We start from the raw sequence: 13989 nt of genomic DNA, 5'->3' as shown, positions 1-13989 counted from the left end.
ACGTTCCACTTTCCCCTCCGCCGAAGGGTCGCCATAGGGGCCTTGGTCCCCCCGGCTGCCACACTGACGGTCATGATCCAGATGCCGATGGTCATCTCCGACCTGCGGAACTACCGGCGGGCCTGGCTGCGCGGCGATCTGCTCGCCGGGCTGACGGTGGCCGGTTATCTGGTGCCTCAGGTGATGGCGTACGCGACCGTGGCCGGGCTGCCGCTGGTGGCCGGACTGTGGGCGGTGCTCCCGGCGCTGGCGCTCTACCCCTTCCTCGGCTCGTCGCGTCAGTTGTCGATGGGGCCGGAGTCGTCGACCGCGCTGATGACCGCCGTCACGATCGGCCCGCTCGCCGCCGGGGACCCCGTCCGGTACGCCCAGCTCGCCGGCTCACGGGCCGCTCGTTCGCGGCCAGGGAGAACCAGCGGATCGACGCCGGCCGGGAACTGCTCGCCCTGGGGGTCGCCAACATCGGCGCCGGGCTGCTGCGGGGCTTCCCGGTCAGCAGCAGCGGCAGCAGAACGGCTCTGGGTGTGACCGCCGGCGCCAGGACCCAGCTCCACTCCCTGGTCACCCTGGCCATGGTGATCATCGTGCTGGTCGCCGCCGGGCCGCTGCTGGCCGGGTTCCCGGCCGCGGCCCTGGGCGCGATCGTGGTGTTCGCCGCGACGCGGCTCATCGACGTCGGCCAGTTCCGCCGCCTGCTGAACTTCCGCCGCAGCGAACTGATCCTGGCGGTCGCCACCTGCCTGAGCGTGCTGGTCCTCGACATCCTGTACGGAGTGCTGCTCGCCGTCGCCCTGTCGGTCGCCGAGATGCTGGCCCGGGTGGCCCGGCCGCACGACGCCGTCCTGGGCGTGGTCCCCGGGCTGGCGGGCATGCACGACGTCGACGACCACCCCGACGCCCGCACCATCCCCGGCCTGGTCGTCTACCGCTACGACTCGCCCCTGTTCTTCGCCAACGCCGAGGACTTCCGCCGCCGCGCCCTGGCCTCCGCCGACGGCCACGACGGCCCGGTCCGCTGGTTCGTCCTCAACGTCGAGGCCAACGTCGAGGTCGACATCACCGCCCTGGACGCCGTCGAGTCCCTGCGCACCGAACTCGTCAGGCGCGGAATCGTCTTCGGCCTGGCCCGCGTCAAACAGGACCTCCGCGACTACCTGGACGCCTACGGCCTGACCACGTCGATCGGCGAAGACCACCTGTTCCCCACCCTGCCCACCGCCGTGGCCGCCTACGAGGAGTGGCGCTCCCGCCGTCCCTGAAGGTCCTTCAAGCGGTTCTTTCCTGCCTCTTGGCGTCCACCACACGAGCCGGGAGCGCGACCGGATGGACGATGGAGTGGAGGGCGCGGGGTCGTGAGGCCAGGCGCCCGGGAAGGAGACCACGATGAAGGCCGCTGTAGGGGACCGGCTGATCGTCGAGGGCACCTACGACCACGAGCCCAGGAAGATCGGCGTGATCACCGAACTGCGCCACGGGGACGGCTCCCCTCCCTACGTGGTGCGCTGGACGGAGGACGACCACGAGTCCCTGGTCTTCCCCGGCCCCGACGCCCACGTGGTGAGCAGGCCGCCCCGCGACTGAGATCAGGTGCCGGCTCCGGGCCACGTCACCCATGCCGCCGTCGCGTCGTCGTGCCGCTTCGCCCGGTGCGGAGGTTCGTGGTCCCGCTCCTCCGCGCGAACCTGGTCGATGAGGGCACCGGGGCCGTGGCTCTCCGCGAGGTCGACCAGGTCGCCCCATGATCGTCCGAACCACTGCACCAGCCGGCCGACGCCATCGGTCATCAGGAGGACACCGCTCACCCGGTCGGCGTCGATCGTGCCGGTGAGGGCCTCCCCCGCGGCCTCGGGCCTGGTGCTCGCCACCCAGAACCCGCCCGGCCGGTTGCGGAGCGATCGGACCAGTTCGAGGGTGTAGGGCCGTCCGCCGGGCAGGCGTTCGGTCCGGTCGTCGTCGACCACGGTGAGGGTGCCGTCGGATCGGCGCAGTACGAGCGGCGAATCGCAGAGGACCAGGTAGTCGATCAGGTCCTCGCGGCGGCGCACGATGGTGACGGTCGACGACGGCGAATCGGGGTTCGTGAGGTCGCAGGTGCCGCCGTGCGCGTCCATGGTGGAGCGGATGGCCTGCTCGAGGACCTCGGTGAGGGGCGACTCCCGGCGCGCGGTCAGGCCCCGGGCGAGGTGTCCGGCCAACTGCGCGACGAGCCAGGGCACATCGTGGACGCACCCCGAGTCGACCCCGCCCGGAGCGGTCGCACCGTCGAGAACGGCGACCCACGTCGGCCCGCTGACGACGAAGTCCTCGTTGCGGCGATGCGGCGCCGGGCGGGACTCATAGGAGATGTGCACGGACCGACTCTCCACCCTTTCAGCGGGGCCGGTTGCCCTTTCCCTTCCGGCCGGTCGGCGTGGACCGGCGGCCGGAGCCCTTCTGTGCAGCCTTCTGGGCGGGCTTCTGGGCGGGTTTCTGCGCCTGCCGCTGGGCCGGTTTCTCCGCGGGGGCGGTAGGTGTACGACCTCGCGAGCTCTGGGCCGTCCGGCCTCGGACGATGCCGATGAAGTCCTCCACCAGGTCGGTCGTGGCGGCGGTGGGCCAGGCCAGCCCGATCTGGGACTGCGGCGCGTCCGTCACGGGGCGGTAGGTGAGGTCTCTGCGGTGGTGGAGACGGGCGAGTGACTGCGGGACCAGAAGAAGCCCGCTGCCGGACGCCACCAGCTCGACCGCGTCCGCCGTCGTGGGCGGGCGGGTGAAGGCGGGCGCCCCTGGCCTGGTCGTCCACTCGATGGTGTCGTCGAGAGGATGGAAGACGTCGTCGTCGGCCAGGTCGGCGACGGTCACCTCGTCGGCGGCGGCGACCGCGTGGTCTTTGGGCACCATGGCCACGGTGGTCTCCACGTAGAGCGGGATCACGCTGAGCCCGTCGCGGTCGACCGGGAGCCGGACGAACCCGGCGTCGGCGCGGCCGTCGCGGAGGAGCCCGACCACCTCGGCGGCGGGCACCGCGAGCAGGGTGATCGGTACGTCCGGCAGCCTCTCGGTCCAGACGTTGACCCATTTCGCGGGTGTCACCCCGGGCACGTACGCCAGCCGGAACTCTCCGCCGGTCTCCCCATCAGTCACCCGCTCAGGGTACCGACGTCGGGAAACCCGTTCCGACTGACTATTCTCGACGCCATGACCTCGCCCAAATCCAAGACCATCCAGACGATGAAGCCCGAGACCGCGGCCAAGAAACTGGATGTCCTGCTGTCGGCCACTCCCGCCGAGTTCCAGGAGGGTGTCGTCTCCAGAGACGAACTGAACCGGCTGCAGTCGTCGCCGCCCGCCTGGCTCGCCGACCTCCGCCGCAACGGCCCCCACCCGAAGCAGGTCGTCGCCGCGAAGCTCGGGGTGTCCATCTCCGGCCTGCTCAGGGGCGGGATCACCGAGCCGCTGACCACGGCCCAGATCGACGCGCTGAAGGAAGAGAACCCGGCGTGGCTGGAGCGCGAGAGGGCCGTCCAGGCCGAGACGCGCAAAGAGGCCCTCCGCCTCAAGCAGCGCTAGACCCGCGTTTCCCCGCATTCAGACCTCGTTCCCTTGACGGAACGGGGTCTGAATGCTCTCAGGGCGAATTACCCGCGGCGGATAACGGCCTACATAAAACGCTCAATTACGTCTTCGATCTCGGCTCTGGACAGAGCTCGCACCGGTGGTACATTCCTCTTATTTCGCCCAAACAACTCATGGCGGAGGGGGTGGCCACCTTTAACGACGCCGTCGAACTGGTGGCCAACTATTCGGCCGTTCCGTTATCCCTCCTCGGATTCGCCTTGACGTTGTGGCAGTTGCTGAAGGCGAGACGTGCCGCGGAAGCGGCCCGGGACGCCGCACTCCAGGCTCAGGGCGCGATCCGCAAGAACAGTGTCCTCATGCTGATCCCGCAGCTCCTCCGTACCGAGGAAGAGCTCGACCGGGCCGTACGTGATTCGTCGGTCGAACTGACGATGGTGTGGCTGACGAGCTGGAAGTCGCAGGCGAGCCAATTGAGGGGATTCCTCGAACTGTCCTCACTTGAGAACAACGCCGTCATGAAAGCCCTGCAGTCATCCGTCGCGAAAGCCACGATCGTGCGGCTGGATCTCACCCAGCACACCAATGGCATCAATCTCATCATGGCCACCAGGGCCGCCCGGGAATCGATTTCGCAGGTGACCGTCGAATTGAACGCGCTCGCCGCCGTACAGACGACACAGATTGGGGACGGAGCGCGTCATGGCTGACGACGGCCAGATCAAACGGATCGCGCAGACTCTGCTCAGGAAGACCAAAGACGGGTCCGTCCAATGGGACCACCTCCCGCAGGAGGGGTCGGCCGGATCCCGGGTCACCTACTCGACGTCGACGTCGACCATCGTGATCAGCGCGGGCGCGCTGTCACAGGAGTCGTACGTGTTCCAGATCTACAACTCCGACGGAGTGGTGGTCGAGGAGCTCCTGGTGAGCGACGAGCAGAACGCGGAGCTCATCCCCGAGATCGGCGAGCTGTTCCGGCTGTCCCACCGCCAGGCCCTCGACGTCGACGAGGTCCTCACGAGCCTGATCCAGGAACTCGAAGACGAGTGATCCCCACGTCGGCCGCGAACTCTGCGGTGAACACGACCATCACGTCGTCCGTCCCGAGGCCGTAGTCCGCCGGGCATCCGGCGGCGATCCAGACCACCGCCTCGCGGGAGCGCAACCGGATCGCGAGGGGCACGTGGTCTTCGGACCAGAGGATGTCGGCGCCGGTCAGCCTCCTGCCGATCAGGGGCGACCAGCGCGGGTGGGCGGTCACGTCCACCGCCGCCGGGCCGCCCTGCTCCCCGATCATCACCAGGTGGGCGGCCATCGGCTCCGGGAAGACTTCCAGGTCGTGGTGGTCGAAGGAGTCTCCCCAGACGGCCGAGAAGCAGGCGTCATCGGTGTGCAGTTCCACGCCCATGGTCGGCTGGTGCCAGGGGCCGAAGTCCCATTCTTCGACCTCGAAGCCGTCGTCCCCGCACGTCAGCGGGTAGTAGACGACGCTCCGGATCCGGCTGCCCCGTAACAGGGCGGCGGTCCGCTCGTACTCCACCGCGGTCAGCATCGCGCCGTCCTTATGTCCTCTTAACAACTAGACTCCTAAAGTACTAGGAGACTAGATAAATGGAGGACCTCAGGTGATCGAGTTCCATCTCGACGGCAGGTCGGGAGTCTCGTCCTACCTTCAGCTGGTTCAGCAGGTCAGGCAGGCCATGCGCCTCGGCCTGCTCCGGGAGGGCGATCAGCTCCCCACCGTCAAAGAGGTCGTCGCGCAGCTCGCGATCAACCCCAACACCGTCCTCAAGGCCTACCGCGAGCTCGAACACGAGGGCCTCGCCGCGGCCCGGCCGGGAGTCGGGACGTTCATCACCGCGACCCTCACCAACCCCTCGCTGGTCGCCGCCCAGGTCCCCCTCCGTCAGGACCTCAGGCGCTGGCTGGCCAAGGCCCGCAAGGCGGGACTGGACGACGAGAGCATCGAGGCCCTCTTCATGACCACCTTTCGGACCGCCGCACAGGAGGACATAGCGTGACCCCTGTCCTAGAGGCCCAGCACCTGGGCAAGCGATACGGCCGGCGCTGGGCGCTGCGCGAGTGCACCATCGACATTCCCCCCGGTCACGTCGTCGGGCTGGTCGGTCCCAACGGGGCCGGGAAGACGACGCTGCTCAAGATGGCGAGCGGTCAGCTGACTCCGTCCGAGGGCGAGATCAGGGTCCTGGGTGGACATCCGCAGAAAACGCTGCCGAAGGTCGGGTTCGTCGCGCAGGACACGCCGGTCTACGCCGGGCTGACCATCGCCGACCATCTGCGGATGGGGGCGCGGCTGAACCAGGGATGGGACTCCGCCCTGGCCGGTGAGCGGATGGCGAAGCTGGGGCTCGATCCGAACCGGCGGGCGCGCAAGCTGTCGGGGGGTGAGCGGGCCCAGCTCGCGCTGACGCTGGGGCTGGCCAAACGTCCAGAGCTGCTGATCCTCGACGAGCCGGTGGCCTCGCTCGATCCGCTGGCGCGGCGGGAGTTCCTCCAGGGGCTCATGGAGGCGACCGCCGCCGACGCGTTCAGTGTGCTGCTGTCGTCGCATCTGGTGGCCGACCTGGAGCGGGTCTGTGACTTCCTGATCGTGCTGGTCGACTCGGCGGTGCGGGTGGCAGGTGAGGTCGACACGCTGCTGGCGACCCATCATCGGCTGGTCGGGCCGCGTCGTGATCCCGATCGGCTGCCCGCGGGGCAGGAGGTCGTCTCGGCCCGGCACACCGATCGGCAGAGCACCTATGTGATCCGTACCGAGGAGCCGATTCTCGACCCCGTCTGGGTGGTCAGTCAGCTCACTCTCGAGGATCTCGTCCTGGCCTACATGGAGAAGCGATGATCTGGCTGACCTGGCGGCAGTTCCGTGGGGCGGCGGTGTCGACCGCGGTCGTGCTCGGGCTCCTGGTCGTCGTGCTGGCGTTGACCGGGCCCGATCTGGCCTCGCGGTATTCGACCGGGATCGCGGCCTGCGCCGTCGACGGCGGGTGTGACCGGTTCTTCGATCTCTTCTTCGACGAGTTCCAGAGTCAGTTCACCCTGGTCAGCCTGCTCGTGCTGGCGCTGCCCGCGCTGATGGGGCTCTTCTGGGGGGCGCCGCTGATCGCCCGTGAGCTGGAGGCGGGCACCCACCTGCTCGTGTGGAGCCAGGGGGTCACCCGGGGGCGCTGGCTGGTGGTCAAGCTCGGTCTCGTCGGGCTGGCCGCCGTGGCCGCCGCCGGGGTGCTCGGGCTCGCGGTGACCTGGTGGGCCGAGCCGCTCGACCTGTCGGCCACCCCCGATCTGGGGCTGATGACCCCGCTGGTGTTCGGCGCGCGGGGGATCGTCCCGATGGGGTACGCCGCGTTCGCGTTCGTCCTCGGGGTGTCGGTCGGCACGCTGGCGCGCCGCACGCTGCCCGCCATGGCCCTCACGCTGGCGGTATTCGCTGTGGTGCAGGTCGCGGTGCCGATGCTGGTGCGCCCGCATCTGGCGGCGCCGGTCACGGCCACCTTCCCGCTCGACCGGGCGAACGTGGAGAGCATCAACGTCCAGCGCGACGGCGGCGGACAGGTGCGGATCGGCGTGCGGGCGGCGGTGTCCGGCCAGCCGGGGGCGTGGGTGCTGTCGAGCGGGCTGGTCGATCCGTCCGGGAAGGTGCTGTCGGCCGACGAGGAACCGGCGCCGGTCACGGCGTCCGGCACGTCGGGGCCCTGCGCGCCGCAGGCGGCGCCCGCCCATGACTCCTGTCTCACCGAGATCAACGCGCTCGGCTACCGGCAACTCGTGAGCTACCACCCGCTCGACCGCTTCTGGCCGTTCCAGTGGATGGAGACCGCGATCTACGCGGTGCTCACCCTCGGTCTGACCTGGTTCTCCTTCTGGTGGATCCGGCGGCGGCTGTCATGAGGGCGTTGGCGCCGGCCCTCGTTCTTCTCGCGGTCGCGGCCTGTACGACCCCATCAGCGCCCCGCACCGAGGGAAGCTCACCGGAGAAAACGGCCTGCGCGCGGCCCGCGCCCGCTCCCGGCGACGAGACGCCCACCACGATCGACGTCGTCGAGCAGGCCTACTACTGCATCCTCGGCCACTCCTTCGTGGGTAGGAAGCTCGACGCCCGCACCCTCCTGGCCGCCGGTTTCGCCGCCCTGGCCAAGGAGGTCGACCACCCCGAGGCCGTCATGCCACCCCTGACCGGCGACCGGACGGCCGACTGGACCGCCTTCGAGACCGTCTACCGCAAGGTCGCCGGAACGAGCGAGAAGATCGCCGTCGCCACCCTCGAAGCCATGGTGGCCAGCCTCGACGACAACCACGCCCGCTGGATGCACGGCCAGCGGCGTCCACCCGGCTACTACGACGGCGACGGCTACGGCCTGGGCCTCCAGGCGAGCGCCACCTCGCCGCCGTTCATCACCGAGGTCTCGGGCGGCGCCGCCCAGGCGGCCGGACTACGCCCGGGAGACGTCATCGAAACGGCCGACGGCGACAAGACGCCCGACGCCGAGGTCCTCACGCCGCGCTACCCGGAGGCCCGCCCGGTCGAACTGGCCCTCCGGCGCGAGGGCCGCCGCTGGACGGTCTCCCTCCGACCGGGCCTCTACCAGCGCGACCTGGCCTCGTTGCAGGTCGTCCAGTCACGCCTGCTGGAGAACGACATCGGTTATGTACGGGTCCGCGCCTTCAGCCCCGACGTCGCCAACCGTGTGTTCCGGGCGGTCGCGCGGCTGCGTACCGACCGGGCTTTGAAGGGGATCGTGCTGGACCTGCGCGGCAACGGCGGCGGCAGCCCCGTGGAGGCGACCCGCCTGGTCAGCGCCTTCGGCCACGGCAGGGTCACCGCCTACATGTGCACGGCCGACGACACCTGCGAGCCGAGCACGACCGACGACACGGTCGCCCTCCTCGGCCTGCCGCTGGTCGCGCTCGTCGACGAGGGCTGCGCGTCGGCGTGCGAACACTTCAGCTCGGCCGTCAAGGACCTGCGCCTGGGCACCCTGGTCGGCGCCAGGACCGCCGGGATGATCTCCGGCCCGGCGCAGCCCTTCACGCTCACGAACAACACGATCCTGAGCCTGCCCACCCGCCACCACCTGGGCCCGAACCGCGAGGTCATCGACCGGATCGGGGTGCCGCCCGACCATCACGTGCCCCTGACCCCCGCCGACGCGGCGGCCGGCCGCGACCCCGCGCTCGCCAGGGCGCTGACCCTCCTGGACGGATGATGAGACGTCTCCTCGCCCTGCTCCTGGTCGTGACCGCCTGCTCCGCACCCCTGCCGCCCCGGTCGGCGGTCACCACGCCGCCGCCGGTCCCCGCCACCCTGACCGCCCCGACAGGGGAACACCCCGTCGGGACGGCGGTCCTGCACCTGACCGACCGCTCACGCCCCGACCCGTGGAACCTCGACGCCGAGGCCAGAGAACTCAAGGTCACCCTGTGGTATCCGGGTGAGCGGGCGGGGGGCGAGCGGGCGGCGTACATGACCCCCGAGGAGTCGGAGCTGGTCCTGAAGGGGTCGAGGGTCGAGAGCGCCCGGCCCGACATCCTGAGCAGAACGGCCGTGTACGCCACCACGACCACCCCAGCGCCGGGAAAGTTCCCCCTTGTGATCCTGTCGCCCGGTTTCACCAAACCGGTCAGCACCCTGACCTCGCTCGCCGAAGACCTGGCCAGCCGGGGGTACGTCGTGGCCGGAATCGACCACACCTACGAGAGCTACGCGACGACCCTCGCCGACGGCACGGTGGCCGGATGTCTCGCCTGCGACAGCGACACCGACCCGGGCTTCGGCACGGCGACCGCCCGGAGCAGGGCGGCCGACGTCTCCTTCGTCCTGGACGAACTCCTGTCCACCCGGGACGAGATCGACGCCTCGCGCATCGCCATGGCGGGCCAGTCGATCGGCGGCGCGAGCGCCCTGGCGGCGATGGCGGCCGACCGCAGGATCGACGCCGGAGTGAACCTCGACGGCACGACCTACGCGCGGCTCCCCCGGGACTTCGCCCGCCCGTTCCTGTTCGTCGGGACGCCCCAGCACATCTCGGGCGGCCGGGACACCTCGTGGGACCGCGACTGGAAACTGCTGACCGGCTGGAAGCGCTGGCTCGTCGTGCAGGGCACCGACCACCAGTCGTTCACCGACCTGCCCCAGCTGGCGGGCGCCCTGGGGATGAGGCAGCCGCCCGGCACCCCGTCGGCCGCCCGCTTGGCCGACATCACCCGCACCTACGTCGCGGCCTTCCTGGATGAACATCTGAAGTCGCACCTCCAGCCGCTCCTCAAAGGAGCGTCGTCGTCCTATCCCGAAATCGCCTTCTGCCCGGACACGTGTGGCGCGTGAGGGGAAGTGGTAACCGGCCGGGGCGCGCGCCGAGAAAGCCCCGGCCGGTCGTATAGGGGGATGCCCGTTCTCAGGCTCGTCGTGGATCCATCGCGCCCTCCACCATTTCGGCCATTCTCATCAGGCGGCGGAGTTCGTCGAGCCCCAGTGCTTCGATGATCAATGGCCGGGAGACCGGCCAGGCGGCGACGGCGAAGAATCGCCGGCTTCCGGTTCCCCAGGAGACCACCCATGCCGGTTCCATCTGGTCGAGATGGGCGGCTGCACGGCGTTTGTCGGCGTCCCAAATTCGGCGCGGTTCATCGCCCCGGTCGGGCCGCGTTTTCGTACGGCGAGCCATAGTTCAGCACCTCCGGTATCCATGACACCTCGGAGGTCCAGGTCAGCGATAGTGCGAGTAGGGGACACTGTGGGATGGAGGGGCTCTCTCACCCACCTATTGCACGGATAGTGACAATTAAGGGCGTTCTACACACCACTATTGCGGCGCAGACCGATTCCTCTGGTACTACGGACAGATGACGCGCAGCCGCAACTACCAGGTTCTCGCCGCCGCCAGGGCCGTCGCCCGCGCGCTCGGCCACGACCCCGCCGACGCGAACCTCCTGGCCGTCGAACTGGCCGCCGAGGGCCGTCTCGACTGGGACAACAGCGAACTGCTCCTGCTGGCGCTGGAACGCCTCACCCACCTGGCCGGCCCGGCCGAGGCGGCCGAGATCCTCGATCCGCCCGACCTCCCGGAGCCCGCCTACACCCTGGCCACCGGCCCGCTCTGGTCGCGGGAAGAGCTGCGGGAACGTCAGGCCGGGCGGTGAACGTCGGCGTCCCAGTCGAGGAACACCTCGCCCACCTCGTTGTCGCCCACGACCCGCCCGAGCAACTGGGCCAGCACCTCCCGCTCCCCGGCCGAAATGCCCCCCGGCACCTGGGCGACCCGCTCGCACGTCTCGGCGTAGAACGCCCCCGCGGTCGAGACGCCCTGCGCGGTGAGCGCCACCCGCACCACCCGGCCGTCGGACGGATCGGACTCCCGCCCGACCAGCCCCCGCTGCGCGGTGCGGTCGACGAGTTCGGTGAGACTCGATTTGGCCAGCCGCATGGTCGCACCCAGCTCACTCATCCGATAAGGACGGCTCATCAGCGCGCACAGTAACTGCCCCTGCTGGGGAGTGAGACCGTGGTCACGTGCGGAATCGGCGTAAACGGCGGAGATCAGAAACGACGTTCGCACCAATGCCGCGACCACCCCGAGATTTTCTTCCTCGCCACCCATGCGGGCCAAACTATCAGCGTGAATTTATTTCAGGCGGCCTTCCTCAGCGGCTCAGGCCGGGGCGCCCGCGTCATCCGCCAGGTCGGGCCCGCGGCCAATTCCCTGGCGGGCCGATAGAAATGGTGAGAGCCGCCCAGGTCTTCCCGATGGCAGGCCCAGCAGCGCCCGTCGTACCAGGCGAACCGGTTCTGCCGTTCGCCACACTCGACCAGGCTGCACGTTCCGACGGGCACGTGCCAGCTTGCGGCGTCGCCCGGACCTGGGGCTTCGAGCACGACGACGTGCACCTGCCCCCACCATCCGGCGCCCCCGGCGACCGCGAGGGTGGCGCGTAACTCCACCGGCTTGGCGAGCCGCTCCCAATGGGGGCCCTTCACCTCGGCCCAGGCGTTCAGCGCCGGTAAATAGAAATCGGGCACATAAACCGCTCCACTGGGCAGCCGAATGGCCAGCGGTTCGTACTGCCAATAAATGCCCAGCGCGTCGAGGGTGGCCGCCCAGTCGGCCTCGAGCGTCGACCGGAACATGATCCCGTTATAGACGAGCGGCACCGCGCTGATTTCCATGCCCGCAGACTGGCACCCCCGTGACCGGCCCGGAGGCGCGAGGAGCCGGCCTGTGGACAACTAGTCGGCGACCTCCAGCCGCACCCGCCGGAACCCCTTGCCCTTGCTCTCGATCTTGGCGACCCGCACCCGCCCGATCTGCCGGGTCGAGGCGACGTGGGTGCCCCCGTCGGCCTGGCAGTCGAGCCCCACGATGTCGACGATCCGCACGTCGTCGACGTCGTCGGGCACGAGGTTGGTCGCGGTGCGGATGATGTCGGGGATCGCGAACGCCTCGGCGCGGGGCAGCACCCTCACGTCGATGCGCCGGTCGTTGACGATCTCGGCGTTGCAGGCGGCCTCGACGGCCTCCTTGAAGCCGGGCGGCACCTCGGGCAGGTTGAAGTCCATCCGCGCGGTGCCGACCACGCCCGGAGCCGCGGCGACGTCCATGTTGCCGTCGGTCACCAGGGCGCCGTAGTCGCGGAACACCACGCCGCAGAGCACGTGGAGCCCGGAGTGGGTGCGCATGAGGGCGCTGCGCCGCTCGTCGGCCAGGGCGGCCCGGACGACCGTGCCCGCCGCCGGAAGCGGATCACCCTCGGCCGGGATCAGGTAGAGGTCGTCGCCCTTGCGCACCCCCGCGATGCGGGTCTCCACCCCCTGCCAGAGCAGAGTGCCCTGGTCTGCGGGCTGCCCGCCGCCACCGGGATAGAACGCCGAACGGCTCAGCACGATCCCGTCGGGGGTGGCGTCGAGCACCGTGGCCTCCCAGTCGCGCAGGTCCTGGTCGGCGAGTTCGAGGCGTTCCGTCCGCATGCGCGGCAGCCTAGTGCCTCATCTGCGACAACACGGTGGCGAGCGATTCCTCCTCGTAGGCCAGATGCGCGAGGAACGTGTCGGCCAGCGTGTCGAGCGCCTTCACCAGCCGCTCCCGGTTATCGGCGTCGCGGGCGGCGGCGCTGACCTCGTCAAGCAGCCCGGCGACGGCGACGTGATCGGCCTCCAGCCGGTCGACGGCGGCGTTGAGATCGGGCGCCATCCTGCGGATGCGCGGGAAGAGCGACGCGCTCTCGATGCTGTGGTGGGTGTGCACGATCGAGCAGTAGCTCAGGCAGTTGTCCTTGAGCTGGAACAGCGGCCCCCGCGTGGACAGCTTGACGAGCCCCTTCTTCACCTCGTTCAGGTCGCCCCCGGCCGCCGCCGACGCCGCCATCCGCCGGATCGAGGCCAGGTCGCGGCGGAGCATGTTGTGGACGAATTGGAGCTCGGACAGCAGCGACATTCGTTCAGTCCCCCAGATCATCTGTCTTACAGACTATTATGAGCACATGAAGGGACTGCACCAGGACCTCGGGTTCAACCTCGGGGTGCTCTTCCGGGCCTACGTGAAGGCGTCCAACGCCGTGCTCGACCACATCCCGGGCGGCCCGCGCGGCTACCAGGTGCTGACGGCGGCCGTCCACGACGCCGCGGGCAGCCAGGTGGTCCTCGGCCGCGAGCTCGGCGTCGACCGCACGGTCATGACCTACCTGCTCGACGACCTGGAGAAGGCCGGGCTGGTCCGCCGCGAGCCCGATCCGAAAGACCGCCGCAACCGCCGCATCGTGGCCACCTCGGAGGGCCGCAAGGTCTGGGAGGCGGCCGAGCGCAGGCTCCAGGCCGTCAACACCCACCTGCTGGGCGACCTCCCGGCCCCCGAGTCGGCCGCCTTCCGCCAGACGCTGGAACACCTGGCCGGGAAGGCCAATGCCGCCGACCCCGTCGACCACCCGTGCCGCGTCGTCGAAGACCTGTCAGAGGGGCAGGGCTGACGACAGGTCGGTGAGGCGCTGCTTGTCGGGTTCGGGGTAGCGCTCGTCGAGGACCTCCGCGCGGGTGATGCGGTCGACGCGGAACACCCGCACGTCCTCGCGTAACCGGCACCACGCCACCAGATACCAGAAGCCGCCGCGACCGCCCAGCATGATGCTGGGCTCCAGGTCGCGGGTGCTGACCTCGCTCTTGCTGTTGAGGTAGTCGATGCGCAGGACCCGGCGCCCGGTCAGGGCGCGGTCGATGGCGCGTTTGACCTCTTCGGTGCCGTCGATGGTGTAGCCGCCGGGGTCGAGCCGGATCGGCACGCCCTCGGTCTGGAGCCGGGCGATGTCTCTGATCACGGTCCGTTTGCTCACGCCGAGCCGGCCCGCGAGGTCTTTGGCGGAGAGCCGCCCGTTGCTCCGCAACTCCTCTACCAGCGCACGTCGACGGTCCATAACGCCGACGTTACGTGC

General features: G+C 69.8%; 22 protein-coding genes. 13 read left to right on the top strand and 9 right to left on the bottom strand.

The features are described 5' to 3' along the window. Positions 1-72: 72 nt before the first annotated feature. The 3 genes from ACYQ78_RS24230 (at position 73) to ACYQ78_RS24220 (ending at position 1581) form a co-directional block, all read left to right on the top strand. On the top strand, positions 73-528 hold the full coding sequence (locus ACYQ78_RS24230) for a SulP family inorganic anion transporter (RefSeq protein WP_459803183.1): 456 nt from the start codon (positions 73-75) through the stop codon (positions 526-528). Continuing rightward, entirely contained in the window at positions 420-1259 is an 840-nt protein-coding gene (locus tag ACYQ78_RS24225) for a SulP family inorganic anion transporter (protein ID WP_459803383.1), read from the top strand. Before ACYQ78_RS24230 ends, ACYQ78_RS24225 begins: the two co-directional genes overlap by 109 nt. A gap of 124 nt (positions 1260-1383) precedes the next feature. Next, positions 1384-1581: a DUF1918 domain-containing protein gene (locus tag ACYQ78_RS24220; RefSeq protein ID WP_459803182.1), complete on the top strand. Its 198-nt coding sequence runs from the start codon at positions 1384-1386 to the stop codon at positions 1579-1581. A gap of 2 nt (positions 1582-1583) precedes the next feature. Here the strand turns inward: ACYQ78_RS24220 and ACYQ78_RS24215 are convergent, their stop codons facing one another. Beyond that, positions 1584-2351, bottom strand: coding sequence for a protein phosphatase 2C domain-containing protein (locus tag ACYQ78_RS24215; protein WP_459803181.1), 768 nt, complete (start codon positions 2349-2351; stop codon positions 1584-1586). 19 nt (positions 2352-2370) lie between these two features. Further along, entirely contained in the window at positions 2371-3123 is a 753-nt protein-coding gene (locus ACYQ78_RS24210) for a LysR family substrate-binding domain-containing protein (RefSeq protein ID WP_459803180.1), read from the bottom strand. A 54-nt stretch (positions 3124-3177) separates the two neighbouring features. Between ACYQ78_RS24210 and ACYQ78_RS24205 the strand changes: the two genes are divergently transcribed. The 3 genes from ACYQ78_RS24205 (at position 3178) to ACYQ78_RS24195 (ending at position 4608) form a co-directional block, all read left to right on the top strand. Beyond that, on the top strand, positions 3178-3549 hold the full coding sequence (locus ACYQ78_RS24205) for a DUF5997 family protein (protein WP_459803179.1): 372 nt from the start codon (positions 3178-3180) through the stop codon (positions 3547-3549). A 179-nt stretch (positions 3550-3728) separates the two neighbouring features. After that, on the top strand, positions 3729-4265 hold the full coding sequence (locus ACYQ78_RS24200; RefSeq protein WP_459803178.1) for a hypothetical protein: 537 nt from the start codon (positions 3729-3731) through the stop codon (positions 4263-4265). Beyond that, a complete protein-coding gene (locus ACYQ78_RS24195; protein ID WP_459803177.1) occupies positions 4258-4608 on the top strand; it encodes a hypothetical protein in 351 nt (116 codons plus the stop codon). The genes ACYQ78_RS24200 and ACYQ78_RS24195 overlap by 8 nt, the downstream gene beginning before the upstream one ends. Here the strand turns inward: ACYQ78_RS24195 and ACYQ78_RS24190 are convergent. Next, positions 4574-5110, bottom strand: coding sequence for a hypothetical protein (locus ACYQ78_RS24190; protein WP_459803176.1), 537 nt, complete (start codon positions 5108-5110; stop codon positions 4574-4576). The genes ACYQ78_RS24195 and ACYQ78_RS24190 overlap by 35 nt on opposite strands. A gap of 73 nt (positions 5111-5183) precedes the next feature. Between ACYQ78_RS24190 and ACYQ78_RS24185 the strand changes: the two genes are divergently transcribed. The 5 genes from ACYQ78_RS24185 to ACYQ78_RS24165 are packed head-to-tail and all read left to right on the top strand — an operon-like array spanning position 5184 to position 9898. Next, positions 5184-5579: a GntR family transcriptional regulator gene (locus ACYQ78_RS24185; RefSeq protein ID WP_459803175.1), complete on the top strand. Its 396-nt coding sequence runs from the start codon at positions 5184-5186 to the stop codon at positions 5577-5579. Beyond that, positions 5576-6418: an ABC transporter ATP-binding protein gene (locus ACYQ78_RS24180; protein WP_459803174.1), complete on the top strand. Its 843-nt coding sequence runs from the start codon at positions 5576-5578 to the stop codon at positions 6416-6418. The genes ACYQ78_RS24185 and ACYQ78_RS24180 overlap by 4 nt, the downstream gene beginning before the upstream one ends. Further along, positions 6415-7464 (top strand): ABC transporter permease subunit, encoded by a 1050-nt coding sequence (locus ACYQ78_RS24175; RefSeq protein WP_459803173.1) that lies wholly within the window; start codon positions 6415-6417, stop codon positions 7462-7464. Before ACYQ78_RS24180 ends, ACYQ78_RS24175 begins: the two co-directional genes overlap by 4 nt. Further along, positions 7461-8780: a S41 family peptidase gene (locus ACYQ78_RS24170; protein WP_459803172.1), complete on the top strand. Its 1320-nt coding sequence runs from the start codon at positions 7461-7463 to the stop codon at positions 8778-8780. Before ACYQ78_RS24175 ends, ACYQ78_RS24170 begins: the two co-directional genes overlap by 4 nt. Continuing rightward, a complete protein-coding gene (locus tag ACYQ78_RS24165) occupies positions 8777-9898 on the top strand; it encodes an alpha/beta hydrolase family protein (protein ID WP_459803171.1) in 1122 nt (373 codons plus the stop codon). The genes ACYQ78_RS24170 and ACYQ78_RS24165 overlap by 4 nt, the downstream gene beginning before the upstream one ends. Positions 9899-9968: 70 nt before the next feature. Here ACYQ78_RS24165 and ACYQ78_RS24160 read toward each other — a convergent pair whose 3' ends face one another. Next, complete coding sequence (locus ACYQ78_RS24160; protein ID WP_459803170.1) at positions 9969-10238, bottom strand: hypothetical protein; 270 nt, start codon at positions 10236-10238, stop codon at positions 9969-9971. Between the two features lie 178 nt (positions 10239-10416). On the opposite strand from ACYQ78_RS24160, the gene ACYQ78_RS24155 reads away from it, so the two are divergent. After that, positions 10417-10713 (top strand): hypothetical protein, encoded by a 297-nt coding sequence (locus ACYQ78_RS24155; RefSeq protein ID WP_459803169.1) that lies wholly within the window; start codon positions 10417-10419, stop codon positions 10711-10713. On the opposite strand, the gene ACYQ78_RS24150 is transcribed toward ACYQ78_RS24155, so the two are convergent. Genes ACYQ78_RS24150 through ACYQ78_RS24135 form a run of 4 tightly spaced genes read right to left on the bottom strand, consistent with a single transcriptional unit; the run spans position 10698 to position 13001 of the window. Then, positions 10698-11171 (bottom strand): MarR family winged helix-turn-helix transcriptional regulator, encoded by a 474-nt coding sequence (locus tag ACYQ78_RS24150; RefSeq protein ID WP_459803168.1) that lies wholly within the window; start codon positions 11169-11171, stop codon positions 10698-10700. The genes ACYQ78_RS24155 and ACYQ78_RS24150 overlap by 16 nt on opposite strands. A gap of 29 nt (positions 11172-11200) precedes the next feature. Further along, a complete protein-coding gene (locus ACYQ78_RS24145) occupies positions 11201-11737 on the bottom strand; it encodes a PDDEXK family nuclease (RefSeq protein ID WP_459803167.1) in 537 nt (178 codons plus the stop codon). Between the two features lie 60 nt (positions 11738-11797). Then, positions 11798-12535 carry an alanyl-tRNA editing protein gene (locus tag ACYQ78_RS24140; RefSeq protein ID WP_459803166.1) on the bottom strand — a complete coding sequence of 246 codons (738 nt, stop codon included), beginning with the start codon at positions 12533-12535 and terminating at the stop codon, positions 11798-11800. A gap of 10 nt (positions 12536-12545) precedes the next feature. After that, the gene (locus ACYQ78_RS24135) at positions 12546-13001 is read right to left on the bottom strand and encodes a hemerythrin domain-containing protein (RefSeq protein WP_459803165.1); all 456 of its coding nucleotides are present in this window, start codon (positions 12999-13001) and stop codon (positions 12546-12548) included. Between the two features lie 46 nt (positions 13002-13047). Here ACYQ78_RS24135 and ACYQ78_RS24130 point away from each other — a divergent pair, with 46 nt between their 5' ends. Continuing rightward, on the top strand, positions 13048-13530 hold the full coding sequence (locus tag ACYQ78_RS24130; protein WP_459803164.1) for a MarR family winged helix-turn-helix transcriptional regulator: 483 nt from the start codon (positions 13048-13050) through the stop codon (positions 13528-13530). Here the strand turns inward: ACYQ78_RS24130 and ACYQ78_RS24125 are convergent. Further along, entirely contained in the window at positions 13513-13971 is a 459-nt protein-coding gene (locus ACYQ78_RS24125; protein ID WP_459803163.1) for a helix-turn-helix transcriptional regulator, read from the bottom strand. The genes ACYQ78_RS24130 and ACYQ78_RS24125 overlap by 18 nt on opposite strands. Positions 13972-13989 lie beyond the last annotated feature (18 nt).

This window comes from Herbidospora sp. RD11066, assembly GCF_054661255.1.
This window is presented reverse-complemented; position numbering and strand designations above follow the sequence as displayed.